At 65.2% G+C, this 16,372-nt stretch carries 19 protein-coding genes; 12 read left to right on the forward strand and 7 right to left on the reverse strand.

Annotated features, from left to right (window positions below; genetic code table 11):
- Positions 1-19 precede the first annotated feature (19 nt).
- From mreC to KF857_10645, 3 genes are read left to right on the forward strand one after another with little or no spacing between them, the layout of a single operon-like run.
- Complete coding sequence (gene mreC / locus KF857_10635) at positions 20-793, forward strand: rod shape-determining protein MreC (GenBank protein MBX3112454.1); 774 nt, start codon at positions 20-22, stop codon at positions 791-793.
- Positions 790-1,272, forward strand: coding sequence for a hypothetical protein (locus tag KF857_10640; protein MBX3112455.1), 483 nt, complete (start codon positions 790-792; stop codon positions 1,270-1,272). The genes mreC and KF857_10640 overlap by 4 nt, the downstream gene beginning before the upstream one ends.
- A 5-nt stretch (positions 1,273-1,277) precedes the next feature.
- Positions 1,278-2,528, forward strand: a complete 1,251-nt coding sequence (locus KF857_10645) for a Glu/Leu/Phe/Val dehydrogenase (protein MBX3112456.1) — start codon at positions 1,278-1,280, stop codon at positions 2,526-2,528.
- A gap of 46 nt (positions 2,529-2,574) precedes the next feature.
- Here KF857_10645 and KF857_10650 read toward each other — a convergent pair whose 3' ends face one another.
- Positions 2,575-3,489 (reverse strand): tetratricopeptide repeat protein, encoded by a 915-nt coding sequence (locus tag KF857_10650; GenBank protein ID MBX3112457.1) that lies wholly within the window; start codon positions 3,487-3,489, stop codon positions 2,575-2,577.
- Between the two features lie 223 nt (positions 3,490-3,712).
- Here KF857_10650 and KF857_10655 point away from each other — a divergent pair, with 223 nt between their 5' ends.
- The gene (locus KF857_10655; GenBank protein ID MBX3112458.1) at positions 3,713-4,450 is read left to right on the forward strand and encodes a PEP-CTERM sorting domain-containing protein; all 738 of its coding nucleotides are present in this window, start codon (positions 3,713-3,715) and stop codon (positions 4,448-4,450) included.
- A gap of 65 nt (positions 4,451-4,515) precedes the next feature.
- Here KF857_10655 and KF857_10660 read toward each other — a convergent pair whose 3' ends face one another.
- On the reverse strand, positions 4,516-5,322 hold the full coding sequence (locus tag KF857_10660) for a hypothetical protein (GenBank protein ID MBX3112459.1): 807 nt from the start codon (positions 5,320-5,322) through the stop codon (positions 4,516-4,518).
- Positions 5,319-6,602, reverse strand: a complete 1,284-nt coding sequence (locus KF857_10665; GenBank protein ID MBX3112460.1) for a DUF1015 domain-containing protein — start codon at positions 6,600-6,602, stop codon at positions 5,319-5,321. The genes KF857_10660 and KF857_10665 overlap by 4 nt, the downstream gene beginning before the upstream one ends.
- Before the next feature lie 54 nt (positions 6,603-6,656).
- Between KF857_10665 and KF857_10670 the strand changes: the two genes are divergently transcribed.
- The 8 genes from KF857_10670 to KF857_10705 all read left to right on the forward strand — a co-directional run bounded on the left by KF857_10670 (position 6,657) and on the right by KF857_10705 (position 12,639).
- Entirely contained in the window at positions 6,657-7,535 is an 879-nt protein-coding gene (locus KF857_10670) for a polyprenyl synthetase family protein (protein ID MBX3112461.1), read from the forward strand.
- Between the two features lie 30 nt (positions 7,536-7,565).
- Positions 7,566-7,898 carry a hypothetical protein gene (locus KF857_10675; GenBank protein ID MBX3112462.1) on the forward strand — a complete coding sequence of 111 codons (333 nt, stop codon included), beginning with the start codon at positions 7,566-7,568 and terminating at the stop codon, positions 7,896-7,898.
- A gap of 36 nt (positions 7,899-7,934) precedes the next feature.
- On the forward strand, positions 7,935-8,771 hold the full coding sequence (locus KF857_10680; protein ID MBX3112463.1) for a hypothetical protein: 837 nt from the start codon (positions 7,935-7,937) through the stop codon (positions 8,769-8,771).
- A 9-nt stretch (positions 8,772-8,780) separates the two neighbouring features.
- Positions 8,781-9,650, forward strand: coding sequence for a ChaN family lipoprotein (locus tag KF857_10685; protein ID MBX3112464.1), 870 nt, complete (start codon positions 8,781-8,783; stop codon positions 9,648-9,650).
- A gap of 49 nt (positions 9,651-9,699) precedes the next feature.
- Positions 9,700-9,870, forward strand: coding sequence for a 30S ribosomal protein S21 (rpsU, locus tag KF857_10690; GenBank protein ID MBX3112465.1), 171 nt, complete (start codon positions 9,700-9,702; stop codon positions 9,868-9,870).
- Positions 9,871-9,923: 53 nt separating this feature from the next.
- Positions 9,924-10,412: an rRNA maturation RNase YbeY gene (gene ybeY / locus KF857_10695; GenBank protein MBX3112466.1), complete on the forward strand. Its 489-nt coding sequence runs from the start codon at positions 9,924-9,926 to the stop codon at positions 10,410-10,412.
- Positions 10,405-11,124, forward strand: a complete 720-nt coding sequence (locus KF857_10700) for a diacylglycerol kinase (GenBank protein MBX3112467.1) — start codon at positions 10,405-10,407, stop codon at positions 11,122-11,124. The genes ybeY and KF857_10700 overlap by 8 nt, the downstream gene beginning before the upstream one ends.
- A gap of 72 nt (positions 11,125-11,196) precedes the next feature.
- Positions 11,197-12,639 (forward strand): HlyC/CorC family transporter, encoded by a 1,443-nt coding sequence (locus KF857_10705; protein ID MBX3112468.1) that lies wholly within the window; start codon positions 11,197-11,199, stop codon positions 12,637-12,639.
- 45 nt (positions 12,640-12,684) lie between these two features.
- Here the strand turns inward: KF857_10705 and KF857_10710 are convergent, their stop codons facing one another.
- The 4 genes from KF857_10710 to serC are packed head-to-tail and all read right to left on the reverse strand — an operon-like array spanning position 12,685 to position 16,284.
- The gene (locus KF857_10710; GenBank protein ID MBX3112469.1) at positions 12,685-13,338 is read right to left on the reverse strand and encodes a lysophospholipid acyltransferase family protein; all 654 of its coding nucleotides are present in this window, start codon (positions 13,336-13,338) and stop codon (positions 12,685-12,687) included.
- Positions 13,335-14,423, reverse strand: coding sequence for a rhomboid family intramembrane serine protease (locus KF857_10715; GenBank protein ID MBX3112470.1), 1,089 nt, complete (start codon positions 14,421-14,423; stop codon positions 13,335-13,337). The genes KF857_10710 and KF857_10715 overlap by 4 nt, the downstream gene beginning before the upstream one ends.
- A gap of 7 nt (positions 14,424-14,430) precedes the next feature.
- A complete protein-coding gene (locus KF857_10720) occupies positions 14,431-15,174 on the reverse strand; it encodes a YebC/PmpR family DNA-binding transcriptional regulator (GenBank protein ID MBX3112471.1) in 744 nt (247 codons plus the stop codon).
- A gap of 21 nt (positions 15,175-15,195) precedes the next feature.
- Positions 15,196-16,284, reverse strand: a complete 1,089-nt coding sequence (serC, locus tag KF857_10725; protein ID MBX3112472.1) for a 3-phosphoserine/phosphohydroxythreonine transaminase — start codon at positions 16,282-16,284, stop codon at positions 15,196-15,198.
- Positions 16,285-16,372 lie beyond the last annotated feature (88 nt).

Consider the following 16,372-nt stretch of genomic DNA (forward strand, 5'->3'; position numbering starts at 1 on the left):
GCCCATCAAGTTCGACTGGATGACCCTGGCGGCATGCTTGGTCGTCAGCGTCGCGCTGGGTCAGTGGCAGAACCGGGCGCGGGCCGCGGGCCAAATGGACCCGGTCACCACCGTCGTGCAGACGACCCTGGCCCGCTTGGGGGGCGGCATCGACCGTACCGCCCAAAACCTCCGGGACAACGTGGTCGGCGTCGGTGAGGCGCCTCGGCTCCGCCAAGAGAACTCCCGACTCCGCGAACAACTTCAGGCCGCCAAGATCTATCTCGACTCGGCCCAGGAACTTCAGGCCCAAATCGCATCGTTGCGGGCCCTTCAGCAGCTGCCTGACTACGGCCGGCAGAAAGTGGGGGCGCAAATCATCGGCTATTCCCCGTTCGACAACCGCATCACCCTGAACGTCGGCAAGGACAAGGGCATCCAACCGGCCATGCCGGTGGCCAACGGGCAAGGGCTGCTGGCCCAGATCAGCTCGGTGGGCCCGAACACCTCGACCGCGACCCTGTTGACATCGCCCAGTCTGCGTGTGGCCGCCCTGCTGGAAGGGAACCAGAAGGCCGTCGGCCTGGTGCGCGGCGAGACAAGCCGCCGGCTGGTCATGGAGATTGTCGAAGACGTGGACGTCAAGCTCGGCGACGTGATCGTCACGTCGGGGTTCTCCCAGTACTACCCCCGTGGCCTGCGCATCGGTGACGTGGTCGAGGTAAGGGACGACATCGAGACCGGCTCCAAGCGAGCCTATGTCGTGCCGCGCGCCAAGTTGTCCCAGGGTGCCGACGTGGTGGTGCTGCGGTGAACGTCTGGCGTCAGTATCTCGCCACGGCCGGGCTCCTGTTCGTCGCCGCTGTGCTGGAAGCCGGGTTGGCGCGCCACTTGGCCATCTACGACGCCAGGCCGAGCTTCCTCCTCGTCCTCGCCTTGTCCTATGGGCTCAGCGTCCGGCCCGGGCGGGCCGCCGTCGTCGCCTGCGTTTCGGGCGTCTTGACCGGGGGCCTCTCCGGAGCAAGCATGGCCGCGTTCACCGTCGGCCGGACTCTGGTGTGCTTTTTCCTCGGGTTCTTGGAGCGGGTCGAGATCAAGGTCGCCCTACCCCTTGGTGCGGCTTTGGTCGCAGTCGGCACCTGTGTCGATGCCGGCTTCACCATGCTGATCTCCCCACCGTCGGACATTGGCGGATTCATGCGGGCTACAATCGGCTCGGCTGTGTACAACGGTGTGCTTGCCTTTCCCATCTACGGGCTGGTGCGCCGCATGTTCCGCAACAAGGATGATTGAAGGGCATGAGTGAAATCGACGTTCTCGGGATGGCGCGCAAGCAGCTGTCCGTCGCGGCAAAACATCTAGACCTTGACGAGGGACTGGTCGAGGTCCTCGGGACACCCAGACGGCAATTGACCGTCAACTTCCCCGTCGTCATGGACAACGGCGAAGTCAAGGTTTATCAGGGTTACCGGGTCCAGCACAACTCCAGCCGGGGACCGACCAAGGGCGGCCTGCGCTACCATCCCCACGTCGACGTCGACGAGACGACCGCCCTCGCCATGTGGATGACCTGGAAGTGCGCGGTCGTCAACATCCCCTACGGCGGCGCCAAGGGTGGCGTCAAGGTCAACACGAAGCAACTCTCCCGCCGTGAGTTGGAGAAGTTGACCCGCCGGTTCATCACCGAGATCAACCTTATCGTCGGCGAGCGCAGCGACATCCCCGCTCCCGACATCGGGACGAACGCCCAAGTCATGGCCTGGATCATGGACACGATCTCCATGCAAGCCGGCTACACCGTCCCTGGCGTCGTGACCGGCAAGCCGATCGAGTTGGGAGGGTCCGAGGGCCGCATCGAAGCCACTGGGCGCGGCGTCGTCGTGACCGCCATCGAGGCCTGTAAGTCGATGGGCAAGTCTTTCGAGGGCCAGCGCGTCGCCGTGCAAGGCTTCGGCAACGTGGGATCGGTGGCCGCAGAGCTGGCCGAACAAAACGGGGCCGTCGTCGTCGCGGTCAGCGACGCCACCGGCGGCATCTACAACCCGAAGGGCCTCCCCGTCAAGGAGCTCTACTCCCGCTACAGCGGCGTCGAGGGCGGTATCCGCAACTACAAGGACGCCGACGCCCTGTCGAACGAAGAACTCCTTGAGCTCTCCTGCGACATCCTCATGCCGTGCGCCATCCAAGGCCAGTTGACGGGCGAGAACGCCGACAAGATCAAGGCCAAGCTTGTCGTCGAAGGCGCCAACGGCCCGACGACGCTTGAGGCCGACAACATCCTCTCGGACAAGGGTGTGCCGGTCATCCCCGACATCCTCGCCAACGCCGGCGGCGTCGTCACGTCGTACTTCGAATGGGTCCAAGACCTTCAGAACTTCTTCTGGTCCGAAGACCAGGTGAACGAGCGGCTGGCGAACATCATGCGCAACGCCTATGCGGCGGTCTTTGAGAAGCACCAAAAGCACAAGACCGACATGCGGACCGCGGCGATGATCATCGCCGTCGAGCGGGTCGCCCGGGCCACGACGACGCGCGGCATCTTCCCCTAAGGCCGAGTACATACCGGGCGGCCCAAGGCCGCCCGGTCGTCCATTTTCAAACCCGGCGGCGAGTCAGTTCGTGCGTCGCGACCGGCTCGTTGGGGTCGATTTCGAGGGCCCGCCGAAACGCCTCCAAGGCAGGCTCCTCCTCTCCCGAGCGTCTCAGAGCCACCCCAAGCAAAGACCATGCCTGGGCGTATCGTTCGTTGATGCTGATGGCCTCCTGGAACGCGACGGCGGCCCGTTCGTAGTCGTCCATGTTCAGGTGGCACTGCCCGAGCTTCGCCCACACGTCGGCATAGCCCGGCTTCATCGTCAAGACAGCCCGGTACCCCGCCTCGGCCTGGTCCCACTTGCGGTCCTTCATCGCCGCGTCCGCGGTCGCGATCTGTTGGTCGACGGCGAGCGGTGGCGGTGGTTTGATCGCCATGGCGAGGTTTGCGGCGCCGCTCTTGTCACCCGCCGACCACAGTCCGAGCGCGTCCAGTATCGAGCCCGGCGCCTCCCTCCACGCCTTGAGGTTCTCTTGCACCGTGGCAAAGCCTTCCTCAGCCCTTCCGAGTCCGGTCAAGGCGAGGCCCATCAGTACCCGGGCCTGACCGTTTTCGGCATTAATGGCCACCGCCGCCTGGGCGTGGTCGAAGGCCCCCTTGAAGTCATGGCCGACGAAACACGCCCACGACGCGCCGATTCTCAGGTCGGCGTAAGTGGGCCTCAGGCGCATGGCTTCGGCAAACGCCTCTCGGGCCGTCACCAAGTCGCCGCGATGGGTCGCCTGCTGTCCCATCCGGCGGAGGACGGACACCAGTCGGCCGGCCGCGCGTTCGCGATGGCAGGAGTCGGGCGCCGCGGCGGCCGACTTGCGAAAGGCCTGGGCGGCCGCCATGTCTTCGCCCCGCTCAAACGCACGCACCCCGTCGTCGAAGTCGGGGTCGAACCCAAACGTGAACCAGTCGGCGATGAAGGCCATGGATTCCTCATTGTCGGTTTCCCGACGGGCTTTCTGGCCCTCCATGGCCGACGGCAGGCTCTTCCGTGCCTGGAGGTTGGGACGGACCGGAGTGTGGAAAAGCGGCGCAGGGTGTCAAATAGATGTGACTTTACGGACTATTTTTTCGCCAATCTGGCGAATCGTTGATATAATCTCACGTGCGGGCAAGTAACTATGCCTGCGTCTGTTCGAGGTACTAGAGATGAAGAGGACTTTGCTCTCCTTGGCCGTATTGGCGGCCTTTTCAGCCAACTCAATGGCTCTTGTTATCTGGGGCACCGATCCGGACACCGGACCGGGAGACCCGCGGCCCAACTCCGACGCCGCCGCCGCCGCGTTTGACACCTTGGCCGGTGACATCAACCCGATCGGAGTCATCACGTTCGAGTCTTCGCCGCTGGGCACGTTCAATTCGTTCTCGCCGAAACCCGGCGTGACGGTCGTCAACGGCTCAGGCCCGGAGACTGAGGTCAGTGCGGACTCGACCGTGGACTTGGGTTACAACACCACCCCGTTCGGCCGCAAGTTCCTGAAGTTCTGGCAGACCGGCAACAACTTGGTGGAGTCGGTCACGTTCGTCTTCGACATGCCGGTCAGCGCTTTCGGCGCGTACTTCACCGGTGCCCAAGAGAACTTCCCGGGCGTCTTCACCGTGGCGTGGAACGACCTCAACGGGAACAGCGGCAGCGCCATCTTGGACAAGCCGGCGCCGAACCCGAATGACGGCACCGCCGCCACCGAGTTCCTTGGGTTCGTCGATCCGCAGCTGGCCGTCAACATGGTCACGGTGACGATGACCCGCGACGCCCTCGACGGAACCCGAGACCTGATCGGCATCGACGACGTCCGCTACACCGCGTGCGCCGTGCCGGAGCCCGGCACGATGGCCGCCCTTGGCCTTGGTGTCGCCGCCCTGGTGCGCCGCCGTCGCAAGGGCTGAAAGGCCACTCCTCGTCGCAGGACTGACGAGCCCCTGGGTTGCTTTACCCAGGGGCTTGTCGGTTTCTAGAAGGTGATTTCCAGGCCGTCGTAACCGACGATGACGCCGTGAGGCGTGAAGAAGTCCAGGAGTTCGGCATGGGTGGCTTCGCCGTTGTGACTGTGATGGGTCGTCACCACCGTCGTCCGGTCCGTCACCGTCCCCATGTCTCGGAGCCGCGCCACCACCTGCAGATATTCGGCGGCGTCCAAGTGTCCGTCGTAGGTCGTGCTCGCGAGTCCTTCGCTGCATTCCAAGACCAAGCAGTCCAGTTCGAAGTGGCGGAGGGCCTCCCACGTCGGCTCGTCCCAGACACCGGTGTCGGTACCGTAAAGCAGGGTGGACTCGCCGTCCTGAACGATGTAGTTGTGTGAGTCTTCGCTCGGATTGTGGTGCGCCTGGACCGGAGTGATCCGGTACCCGCCGTGGACAAAGGGGCAGAAGCTCTTGGTCATGACGAGCTCAAACGGCCACTCGGGAAACTTCTCCAAGATCCGACGGCAGATGAACCCGTTCGCATAGATCGTGAACCCCGCGTACTCCATTTGGTTGAACGGGAACAGGCAGTACATCAGCTCGTCGGGAGCGAAGTGGTCTGCGTCGGAGTGAGTGAAGAGGATCGCCGTCCAGTCCCGGGCGTCCAGCCCGTCGCGGGCCGCCTGGTACCAGGTGTCCGGGCCAAGGTCGATCTTGAGCGCGTCGTCGACGACCGCGGCGGCCCGGGTCCTGACGTCTTTGCCTTTGTGCTCACGGGCATAGCGGCTCACGCGGGAGTCGCTGTAGAAACCGGGGACGCCGTCCGCCCCTCCGGTGCCCATGAGCCGCAGCCTCATGCCTCAAAATCCTTAAGCGACCAAACGACCAAGCCGCTCAGCAACTTTGGATAGTAATACGTGCTCTTCTGGGGCATTTTCTCCCCGCCCAACGCGATGACCCGCATGTCCTCGACCGACGGCGGGTTCATCAGGAAAGCGGCGGGGGCCCCGTTCTCAACGCTGGCCAAGGCTTCCTCTTCGATCCGGGTGTAGTCAAAGAAGTCGTGTCCGGTCAGGCCCAGCAATTGGGCGAAGATGTGGTCGTGCAGGATCGTCACGTCCAAACCCGCGAGTCGGGGCGAACGCCCCCCCGCGACGCTCGCGGCAAGACCCGCCGGATCCTTCGCGACGCACACCCACCCAGTGCCACCAGGCAGGGCGACCCCAAACGCCTGCGCCCCGTCGTTCTCTTTCGCGGCGGCGATACGTGCCATCAATGTTGCGTTCGAGGCCTCCGTCACCAGGAAATGTTCCGCAAGGCCGGATTTCAGTTCGGCGACGGTCCCGGTCGACCGCTTCAGAATGCGGTGGGTGGGCAGCAAAACGAGTCCAGGGTCGTCAATGCTGCAGAGCGCCATCATCATGAAGTCTTCGGGGACCAAGCCGTCCCGCGGGCCAAGTTGCTCCCGGAACGCCAATGCGGTCTCGTACCGATGGTGACCGTCGGCGATCCACACCGTCTTCGGCCCGACCATCTCCGCCAGCACGGCGCATGTCGGTGCGTCGTCCACGACGGCAAACCGGTGGCGGATGCCGTCCTCGGGAGTCGTGAAGTCGGCGACCTCTCGGCCCGGCGCGGAGACCACGGCCTGATGGACGCCCGCTTCGTCTTCGTAGAGTCCAAAAATGCACTCCAGGTGGGAACGGGTCGCCTCAAGGATCCGCAAGCGGTCTTCTTTGTGCTTGGGGAAAGTCTGCTCGTGCGGCAGGACGACCCCCTTGTCATAGGGCTCGACCTTGATCAGGGTCACTAGGGTCGTCCGCTCCAACGTCGCCATGCCGGGGACGTCAAAGGTCTGAGTGTAGCGGTAGAAGGCGGGCTTCTCTTCCAGGGACAGGACGTCTTCGCGTCGCCACTCCTCCAACCGGGCCGCGCTTCGCGCGTACTTGACAAACTTGCTCCGGTCGTCCGGTGCAGATTCCGGCAAAGTCAAGCGGACGACATTGTGGGGGTTCTTCGCTGCCAGAGCCTCACGCTCTTCGGGGCTGATCACGTCGTAGGGGGGTGCGACGAGGTCGGCTGGCCGACCCGCTGCGGCGTTGAAGCGAAGGCCCCGGAAAGGCCTGATGGTCGCCATGGCTCGGGTCAAGTTACCTCAGCGTCAATTTGGGCCACTGGTACACTGCCCGCCGTGGACGGCCAACAGCGACTTACGGCCTACCGGTCGTTGGTCGACGCCCGTCTCGACGCCCTGCTCCCTCCTGCCGACGTCGAGCCCACCTCCCTTCACGAGGCCATGCGGTATTCCGCGTTGGCACCGGGAAAGCGGCTTCGGCCCTCCCTGTGCCTGGCGGCCTGCGAGGCGGTCGGCGGCGATCCGGCCGAGTCCCTCGACGCGGCGTGCGCGCTTGAGCTCGTGCACACCTTCTCCCTGATCCACGACGACCTTCCCGCGATCGACGACGACGACCTGCGGCGAGGCCGTCCGACGTGCCACGTCCAGTTCGGAGAGGCCATGGCCGTCCTCGCGGGGGACGCCCTCTTTGCCCTTGCGTTCGAGACGCTTTCCACCTGCCACCGCGAACCGGGCCGCGTCGTCGCCGCCGTCGGCACCGTCAGCCAGGCGACCGGCTCCCGGGGGCTTGTCGGGGGAGAGACGATGGACATCCTCGCAGAGGGGAGCGGGGCCGGGCTCGACCATCTGAAGGAGATCCACCGTCGGAAGACCGGGGCCCTCATCTCCGCGTCTTGCGTCGTCGGGGCGGTCTTGGGCGGTGCAGACTCGGGCCAAGTCACGTCGGTCCGGGCGTTTGGCGACGCGGTGGGTCTCGCCTTCCAGATCCATGACGACGTTCTGAACGTTGTTTCCACCGCCGAAGAACTCGGCAAGGCGGTCGGTAGCGACGCCAACAAGAAGAAGCTGACCTACCCGTCGGTAGTCGGCCTGGAGGCCTCGCGACAAGCCGCCCAGTGGGCCACTGAGGCGGCAATGGCCCACCTGGACGGGTTCGGCAGCCGGGGCGTCGTCCTGCGAGCTTTGGCCAGCTTCGCCGTCGACCGGTCTTGGTGACCGACATTGGGCCAGGTATCCTGGCAGACAATGGCGAAGGTCAAGGAAGGCGACAGCGTCCGCGTGACGGGCGAGAAGGACGGCTCGGGCAACCTCTCCGAAAAGCTGTTCCCCCACCTTGTCGGCCTGACCGGAACGGTGTCGAACCACTACAACACCGACGAGGTCGCCGTCCAAGTCGACTTGGACAGCCTCAGCCCCGCCATGCGGCAAGTCCACAGCGAGGCCACCGAACGACTCCGCACGAAGTTTCTCGAAAGCGTGGGCGAAGAGGCCAAGAAGCATCTGACCAAAGAAGAACTCGAGTTCACACCCCATTACGTGTTGCTCGTCGGCGAGTCCGACCTCGAAAAAACCCGCTGATTCCGTTACACTGAGTGGCGGAGGGCCGACTCAGACATGTACGGACTGCTCATCGCCTTGGCCACTGTGCCCGTCATGGGTTGGGCGGTCGTCTGGATCGTCAGGTCCCTGGTCATGGGTGAACTTGACCTGGTCGCCGGGGTCATCGCCCTTGCCGTCGTCGGGGCTCTCGCCGGCCTCACCGTCGCCAGCGGCTCCCTCGTCGTCTCGGGCGGCATCCTGATCGTCTCGGCCCTGACCTTGGCGTTTTTCCCGTTCGCTTGCCACCGCATGGGCCTCCACGAGTTCCGCGAGATCAACGCGGGACTGATCGACAAACTCCATGCCGCCATCTCGGCGCACCAGGACAACATCGCGGCTTACTTCGCCCTGAGCGAAGCTCTCTACAACCATGGGTTCCAGGGCCATGCCATCGGCCTCGCCACCAAGACTCTGGAGGGGCTGAGCACAAACCTCGACCCGGTCAAGTTCCAGTCGGTCCGCCAGCTGTTCTATCGCGAAGAGGCCATGCTGAAGAGATGGATGCGGGAGAGCACGGACCCGCGACTCCACCAACCGGTGAAATGCCCGCTTTGCGGCCACCTCAACCCTCCGGGCAACCTGGCTTGCGGCGGTTGCCAAAAGCCGTTCCTTCTCGAAGTCGTCCGCCGGAGCGACGCGCGCTCCCGGTTCCTTGGCCGTCTCGTCATCGCTTGGGCCGCCTTGGGTCTCGGCCTCGGCGGGGCGGTGTTTTGCGGCTTTACCATCAAGGACACCTGGGCGCCGCTTGCGGCGGCAGGATGCGTGGCGGCGGCCGGCGTCGTCGTCGCCCTTGTCCTGCGGGCACCGCGCGGCGACAACACGCGGGGAGGGAACGCCCTGTGGTTCAGCTAGACTAGGGCCATGTTCTTCGCTGTGGCTTTGGCCGACGTCGATCCGTGGAACCTGGCCATCGGGGCTCCGGGGCAGGTCACGGTCCGGGCCGGATACACGCGGGCCTCGGACGGGGCCGGCGTCAGCCTGGCCGAGATCGGCAAGGCGGGGGCGGCCTGTCGGTACGTCCTTGTCGGCGAAAGTCACCCGGACGCCGAGCACCACCGGGCCCAGGCCGCCATCATCGAGGCCGTCGCGGCAACCGGGCGCGACGTCGTCGTCGGCTTTGAGATGTTCACCCGCGACAACCAGAAGAACATCGACCCGTTCACCACGGGCCGGATCAGCGACGCTGAGTTTCAGCAAACTGCGAACTGGAAGACGCAGTGGGGTTACGACTACAACCTCTACAAGCCGGTCTTCGACGTCATCAGGGCGCGGCACCTGCGCATGGCGGCCCTGAACGTCCCCCGCGACTGGGTGCGCCAAGTGGGCCGCAAGGGACCCGACGCGCTGACCGCCGACCAACGCACTTGGGTGCCGGGCATCGACACGAAGAACGCCGACCACCGCGCCTACTTCACCGCGATGATGGGCGGTCACCCAGACATGCCTCCGGGTCAGTTTGAGAACATGTACGCCGCCCAGGTGACTTGGGACACGGGGATGGCCAAGTCGGCCAAGGACTTTATGTCGTGGCGAGGGAACTCGACCATGGTCATTCTTGCCGGCTCGGGCCACGTCGCCTACGGCCAGGGCATCGCCTACCGACTCGCCCAAATGGGGGAGACTTCCCGGCTCCTTGTCGTCTGCCTCGACAAGAAGCCCGGCGACAAAGTGAGCAAGGGGGTCGGCGAATATCTGTTTGTCGCCCCTCCCCACGAGGACCCGGCACCCTGAAGAAACCGCCCCGACCAGGGTATCATTCTAAGGTTACAGGAGCATCCTTTTGATCCAAGTTTCCGTCCACGCCAACGAATCCATTGACCAGGCCCTGAAGCGCTTCAACCTCAAGTTGCAGCAGTCGGGCCTTCTGCGGGAGCTGAAAGAGCACTCCCACTACGAGAAGCCGAGTGAGAAGCGACGTCGCCAAAGCCGACGCCGCATGACGATGCGCTGAGGCGCACCGTGTCAACAAGCCCGACACCCCGGCCCCAAGCTCCTGAGTCCGGGGTGTCGCCACGTCTGGCCCGACACTCTGTCGAGGTCGTCAACTTGACCGCGGGCCGCAAGGTGCTGCGGCCCTTGACCGACGCCGTACGGACCGCCCTTGAACTCGAACGCCCGCGGCACCCGGGCCATGTTTGCGTCGTCGTCTGCGCCGGCGACGAGATCCGCCAGGCCAACCGCACGCATCGGGGCCTGGACGAGGACACCGACGTCCTCAGCTTTCCCGCGCAACCCAATCCGGCGGGGCATCTCGGCGACGTGATGGTGTCGTGGCGGTTTGCCGTCGCCCAGGCCAAGCGCCGCCGGGTGCGGCCGGTGGACGAGGCGGCCATGCTCGCCGTCCACGGCGTCCTCCACCTCCTCGGCTACGACGACCATTCCGACGCGGATCGATCGGCCATGCTGTCCCGTATGAACATGGTGATGGCCGCCGCCGGACTGCCCGTGGAACCCGAGTGGTCGAGCCTGCCTCACGGAGCCCTGGATGGCTAAGCCGAGGCGCGACGTCGTCACGCCGTTCCGCGTGGCGTTCAACGGCATCATCCACACGTTCCGCACCCAGCGTCACATGCGGGTGCATCTCTACGTGACCTTGGTCACCGTCATCGGCGCGCTGATCCTCCGCCTCCGCCTGCGCGAGATCCTCGTGCTCCTCTTCATGATCACGTTTGTCCTCGTCGCCGAGATGTTCAACTCGGCGATCGAGGCCACGGTCGACCTCGTCACCGACAAGTACCACCCCCTCGCCAAGTTCGCCAAAGACATCGCCGCCGGTGCCGTCCTCATCACGACGATCATGGCGATCATCGTCGGCTCCATGATCGCCCTGGGCGAAGACAACTGGGAACGGATCCGCATCAACCTGACCAGTGAGACCCTGACCACCCCGGCTATGGTGCGCATCCTTGCCGGTGTCTTCCTCGTGTTCGTGGCGGTGCTGATCGGCAAGGGCATCGGGCGCCACGGTCAGGTGCTCCAAGGGGGCCTGGTCTCGGGGCACGCCGCCTACGGCTTCTTCTTCGCCACCTGCGTCATTTTTGTCAGCGGCGGCAACGTGGTCGCCTCCGCACTTGCCGTGCTCCTGGCCTGCATCATCGCCCAAAGCCGTTGGGAGGCCAAGTACCACACGATCTTCGAATTGTCACTCGGCGCCGCGGTAGGGTCGATCGTGGGTGCGCTTCTCTTCGGTTTTTGGCCGAAATAGTACAATGACCCCGCACGCAGTATGAAAGACGAGCCTCCTGAACGTTCGCCGGCCCCGCGCCCGCGAATGACCATGGGTAGCACGCTCCTGGCTTCCACCTTCGGCACCCTTCTTTTCGCCGCCCCCATCGGGGGTTTGGCCGCCGGACTCAAGTCGGTCGGCCTTCTCGACCGGCTCGACCTGGGCTCGGGCACCTTGCTCACGCTCGCCTTTGTCGCCGTGATGGCGATGAGCGCCGCCTTCGTCGCCGGTGAGGCCGCCGTCGAGTTTCTTCGCCCTGCCCACACCAAGATGTACGACGAAGGGGCACCGCAGCCGGCCACGCTTCGCGACCTCTTGGACAACAAGCCGCGTTACGCCGCCGCCTGTGTCCTCGGGGCCGAGACGATGCGGGCCTGGCTGCTCCTCCTCTGCCTCCTTCCCGCCCCGTTCCTCGCCATCCAGTTCGGTTGGCTCAGGCCCGAGTCACCCTGGAACCTTGCCCTCGGACCCGTGCTTGGCGCGGCCGCCCTCCTCAGCGTCCCCGTCGTCGGCCTGAACGTGGTTTTCTCCGAACTTGTCGCCAAGTCCTTCGCGGTCGTGCACCCCCACCGGACCGCCCTGCGCCTGCACCGGTTCATCACCGTGGCCAGCCTGGTCTTCTCCGTGCCGGGACGTTTGGCCATGGCCGCGGCGGGCCTCTTCACCCAGCGGTTTGGTGCCGAGGCGACGTTCGCCCCCGGAGACAAGGCGGAAGAAGAGATCCGGGGCATCCTGGAGAGCTACGAGGAGACGGGCGAGATCGAGCAGGAGGAAAGCGTCATGCTCCACTCGGTGTTTGAGTTCGGGGACACCGTCGCCCGCGAGGTAATGACCCCACGGACCGACGTGGAGAGCATCCCGACCACCACGTCCCTCGTCGACGTCGCCCGCCTTGTCGAGGCGTCCGGGCACTCGCGGTTGCCTGTGTTCGAAGGTACCGACGACGAGATCGTCGGGATCGTCCATGCCAAAGACGTCCTCTCCGCCCTCCTCGCCGGGGAAATCGAGCGACCACTCTCGGAGATCGTCCGGCCCGCCCTCTTTGTCCCCGAGAGCAAGCCGCTTCACGACCTCTTGCGTGAGCTTCGGCAACACAAGACCCAGCTCGCGGTCGTCCAAGACGAGTTCGGCGGCACTGCCGGCATCGTGACCGTCGAGGACCTCGTCGAGGAGGTCGTGGGCGAAATCGTCGACGAGTACGACGTCGAAGACCTCCATGTCCATGCCGACGGCGACGGCTGGACGGTCAAAGGCAAACTGCACCTCGACGACCTCAACGATGTGATCGGCAGCGACCTCTCCAGCGAAGAGTTCGACACCGTGGGCGGCTACGTCTTCGGCCTGTTCGGCCGCCAGCCCGCCGAAGGTGAGCAAATCGACGACTCTGGCTTCCGGTTCACCGTCTCGGAGAGCGACGGCCGGCGCATCCTGGCCTTGCACATCGAGAAGGTCCGGGCCAGCTCGCCTACCGCCGAGATTCTCGGCGAAGTCTGAACGCGCCTCACGCAAGCCAGGGATGCGACGTCTTCAACAACCACATTACTTGGCCCTCAGGCAATCTTCCGCGTACGCTTCCAGCCGGTGCATCTCCCGCTCAAATCGTGACCGGATCGCCTCTTGGTCTTCGGCCGACACATCGGCCGGAACATAGATCGGGTCGCCAAAGACCATGATCCCGCGGGCGAACGGCTTCGGCACCATGTAGCGGTCCCACGTCCGCGCGTGCCAGCACGGCTCGGCCGCGACCCCGACCGGCACGATCGCCGCGCCGGACTTGCGGGCCATCAGCATGATCCCCTCTTGCACCACGCCGCTCGGCCCGCGCGGGCCGTCCGGCGTGAAGGCCATCGTCGCACCGTCCTTGAGCACCCGGATGGACTCGATCGCCGCCTTCATGCCACCGCGGCCCGTCGACCCCCGGATCGTCTTGAACCCGAAGCGGCGGAAGATCGCGTCCTGCATGTCACCGTCCTTGCTTTGGCTGATGATCGTCCAGACGCCCTTGTTGCGGAAGAACTGGGTCGCCAAAAAGGTGCGGCCATGCCAGCCGGCCATGATCTTGCCTCCGGGCAGGGCCTTGACCTCTTCGTAACCCTCGCTCTTGATCCGGACCGTCATACCGATCAGCCGCGCCAAGAGGTAGATCGGCACCGGCAGGACGGCGGGCCGCACGTTGCGCCAGTGTTGCTTCATGGCAGCAGCCCCCGGTGCCGGGCCACCTCGGTCGCCGGATGCAGGGCATAGTCCTCGGCGAGACGGGCGGCGAAAGCCGAAGCGCTCTCCGGCGACGGGGCGGCAAGAGCCAAGGCGAGGAGGGCGTTGGGCCTTTCCGGGTCGTCGGTCGGCCCCTCGGCCACCGAGCGGAGCAACGCCCCGGACGTCTCCGGGTCCGTGGCCTCCAGAGTGGCGGCGAGCCGCAAACGGCGGACGCTTGTCTCGGCCCGCCACCCGTCCAGCCTTGCGACCTCCCGGACCGCCTCGGCGGCATGGCCTGGACAAGCCCAAGCCATGTGCCACCACTGCTTCGTCGCCTGGTCCGACCGGCCAAGGTCGAGCATGGCCCGTGCCGCCTGGCGATGGGCCACGACGTCGTCGGGGTGTTTGGCCAGGTGAGCTTCGGCGGCGGCGAGGGCCGCGACCGGCCCCTGGCTGTTCAACCGTTCCAGTACCTCGTGGCCCAAGCTCACGTTTTGGTCACGCCACACCCGGCAAGCCGCCGCGACCAGAATGCCCGCCAAGAAGCCGCCGAGGTGGGCGGAAAAGGACGCCCCCGCCCCCCCGTCGCCCGCCTTCATCATCATCCCGACGGCCTGGGCAACCAGCCAAACCAAGGCCAGCACCCAGACCGGGGCCCCGACGTTCGGGGCGACGGCGACCCGCTTGCCCATATAGGCGACGCTGGCATAGCCGACGCAACCGGCGATGGCTCCGCTGGCCCCGACGAGCGAGCCGGTGCCTCGGGCGAACGCCCAGTGGGCGGCGACGCCGACCACCCCCGAAGCCAAGAAGACGAGGGCCGTCCGGGCGGGCCCCTTCGACAGCTCGACCAGCGGGCCGACCGCCGCCAAGAAGACCAGGTTGCCCAGGAGGTGCACCGTGTTCGCGTGGACAAAGAGGCTGGTGACGGCCTGCCACACGACCGGACGGTCGGGATAGAAGGCCAAGACGTCGACGGTCTCGGGTCGGAACAGGGACAGCGCGGCGACACCCAGGTCGACCAAGATCACCGCCAGGGTCAGGACGGGCCAGCGGTGCTCGCGCGGTGTCCGGTCGGCCAAGTCGGCGTCAATCCTCGTAGGCGTCCTCAGGGATCTCGACGTTGACGTAAGTCTCCTTCACGTCGTCAAGGTCCTCCAGCATGTCCATCAGTCTGATGATTTTGGGAAAGACATCGGCGTCAGGTTCGGCCATGTTGGTGGCCACTCGGGTGATGCCGACCTCCTCGGTCGGGATACCCTGGCTGTTGAGTGCGTCGTTGCAGGCGTGCAACATGGACACCTGAGTCTCGACGGTGTAGAACTCTTCGTCGTCGCTGTCCACGTCGTCCGCGCCCCCTTCCAGTGCCGCCAAGGTCAGGGTGTCTTCGTCCACCGCCGACTTCTTCACCATGATCTGCCCGACCTGCTTGAACTGCCAAGCCACCGCACCGTTCTCGGCCAAGTTCCCGCCGCACTTGGTGAAGGCATGGCGCAACTCGCCGACGGTGCGGTTCCGGTTGTCCGAGTAGACGTCGACCATGAACGCGACGCCACCGGGGCCGACGCCTTCGTAGCAGATCTCTTCGTAGTTGCTGCCCTCCCCGCCGCCGACGCCCTTGGCGACGGCCCGGTCAATGTTCTCTTTGGGCAAGGACGCCGCCTTGGCCTTGTCAATCGCAAAGCGCAGCCGTGCGTTGGTGCCCGGGTCACCACCGCCGAGACGGGCGGCGACGATGATTTCGCGCGCCATCTTGGTGAAGAGCTTGCCGCGGATCGCGTCCTGCTTGCCCTTGCGCAAGCGGATGTTCTTCCATTTGGAATGGCCAGCCATACAGTCCCTGATTGTGGCCGATCAGCCGTTCTTGCTCGCGAAGTCGGCCATGAACGAGGCCAAGGCCTGGGCCCCTTCGATGGGGAAGGCGTTGTAGAGGCTCGCCCGGCACCCGCCGACCGACCGATGGCCCTTCAGCTCCAAGAATCCCAGCTTCTTCGTCTCGGCGAGGAACGCCTCGGTCAATTCGTCGCTCGGCAGGGTGAACGGGATGTTCATCAGCGACCGGCTGGCCGGTACGGCATGGCCCTTGTAGAACCCGCCGCTACCGTCGATGGCGGCATAAAGGACGTCGGACTTGGCCCGGTTGCTCTTCTCGACTGCCGCCAGTCCGCCGAACGCCAACCAGTGGCGGCAGACCAGGCCGAGGATGTAAATCCCCCAACAGGGCGGCGTGTTGTACATGGAGTCGTTGGCCGCCTGGACCTTGTAGTCGGCCATTGGCGGGAGCCCGGGGTTGACCTGCTCCAGGAGGTCGTCACGGACGATCACCAACGTCACGCCGCTCGGCCCAAGGTTCTTCTGGGCGCCGGCATAAACCAGTGCGTACTTCTTGATGTCCAGCGGCCTCGACGCGATGTTGGACGACATGTCGCAGAAGACCGTGCCGGCTAGGTCTGGGTCGGTGCCGTAGTCGACACCTTGGATCGTCTCGTTGCTCGTCACGTGGATGTAGTCGGCACCGGGGTCGAAGGTGAGCGAACCGAGGTCGGGAGCCTGGTTGTAGTTCTCAGCCTTGCCGTCCCAAACCACGTTGACCGGACCTTCGATCTTGGCGGCCTCGACCGCCTTCTTGCCCCAAACACCGGTCACGACATAGTCCGCGGAGCTCTTCAGAAAGTTTTGGGCGACCAGGGAGAACTGGGTGCTGGCCCCACCCTGCAAGAACAAGACCTTGTAATTGTCAGGCACGCCCAGCAGCTCGCGGACGCTTGCCACGGTCGCCTCGTAGATCGAGAGGAACGACTTGCCCCGGTGCGACATCTCCATGACGCTGAGTCCGGCTCCGTTCCAGTTCAGCATCTCGTCGCGCGCCTGCTCTAGGACGGGAACCGGAATGGCGGCTGGCCCAGCAGAAAAGTTGAAAACACGCCCGTACGAACTAGACATGGGGCGAGTTTATCCCGACCTCAGCAGGCTAACCGGGCCACGCCGACGGCCAATCTGACGCCGAAACAAACTTATTGATCACAAAATG

Source organism: Fimbriimonadaceae bacterium, assembly GCA_019638795.1.
Classification (GTDB): domain Bacteria; phylum Armatimonadota; class Fimbriimonadia; order Fimbriimonadales; family Fimbriimonadaceae; genus JAHBTB01.

Bases quoted from the DNA above. Each gene is read 5' to 3' on its own strand.
- KF857_10655 (MBX3112458.1), top strand. From the start codon at position 3,713: ATGAAGAGGACTTTGCTCTCCTTGGCCGTATTGGCGGCCTTTTCAGCC.
- KF857_10650 (MBX3112457.1), bottom strand. From the start codon at position 3,489: ATGGCCTTCATCGCCGACTGGTTCACGTTTGGGTTCGACCCCGACTTC.
- KF857_10705 (MBX3112468.1), top strand. From the start codon at position 11,197: ATGGGTAGCACGCTCCTGGCTTCCACCTTCGGCACCCTTCTTTTCGCC.
- mreC (MBX3112454.1), top strand. From the start codon at position 20: ATGACCCTGGCGGCATGCTTGGTCGTCAGCGTCGCGCTGGGTCAGTGG.
- KF857_10660 (MBX3112459.1), bottom strand. From the start codon at position 5,322: ATGAGGCTGCGGCTCATGGGCACCGGAGGGGCGGACGGCGTCCCCGGT.
- KF857_10700 (MBX3112467.1), top strand. From the start codon at position 10,405: ATGGCTAAGCCGAGGCGCGACGTCGTCACGCCGTTCCGCGTGGCGTTC.
- serC (MBX3112472.1), bottom strand. From the start codon at position 16,284: ATGTCTAGTTCGTACGGGCGTGTTTTCAACTTTTCTGCTGGGCCAGCC.
- KF857_10675 (MBX3112462.1), top strand. From the start codon at position 7,566: ATGGCGAAGGTCAAGGAAGGCGACAGCGTCCGCGTGACGGGCGAGAAG.
- KF857_10685 (MBX3112464.1), top strand. From the start codon at position 8,781: ATGTTCTTCGCTGTGGCTTTGGCCGACGTCGATCCGTGGAACCTGGCC.
- KF857_10710 (MBX3112469.1), bottom strand. From the start codon at position 13,338: ATGAAGCAACACTGGCGCAACGTGCGGCCCGCCGTCCTGCCGGTGCCG.
- KF857_10645 (MBX3112456.1), top strand. From the start codon at position 1,278: ATGAGTGAAATCGACGTTCTCGGGATGGCGCGCAAGCAGCTGTCCGTC.
- KF857_10680 (MBX3112463.1), top strand. From the start codon at position 7,935: ATGTACGGACTGCTCATCGCCTTGGCCACTGTGCCCGTCATGGGTTGG.
- KF857_10720 (MBX3112471.1), bottom strand. From the start codon at position 15,174: ATGGCTGGCCATTCCAAATGGAAGAACATCCGCTTGCGCAAGGGCAAG.
- KF857_10665 (MBX3112460.1), bottom strand. From the start codon at position 6,602: ATGGCGACCATCAGGCCTTTCCGGGGCCTTCGCTTCAACGCCGCAGCG.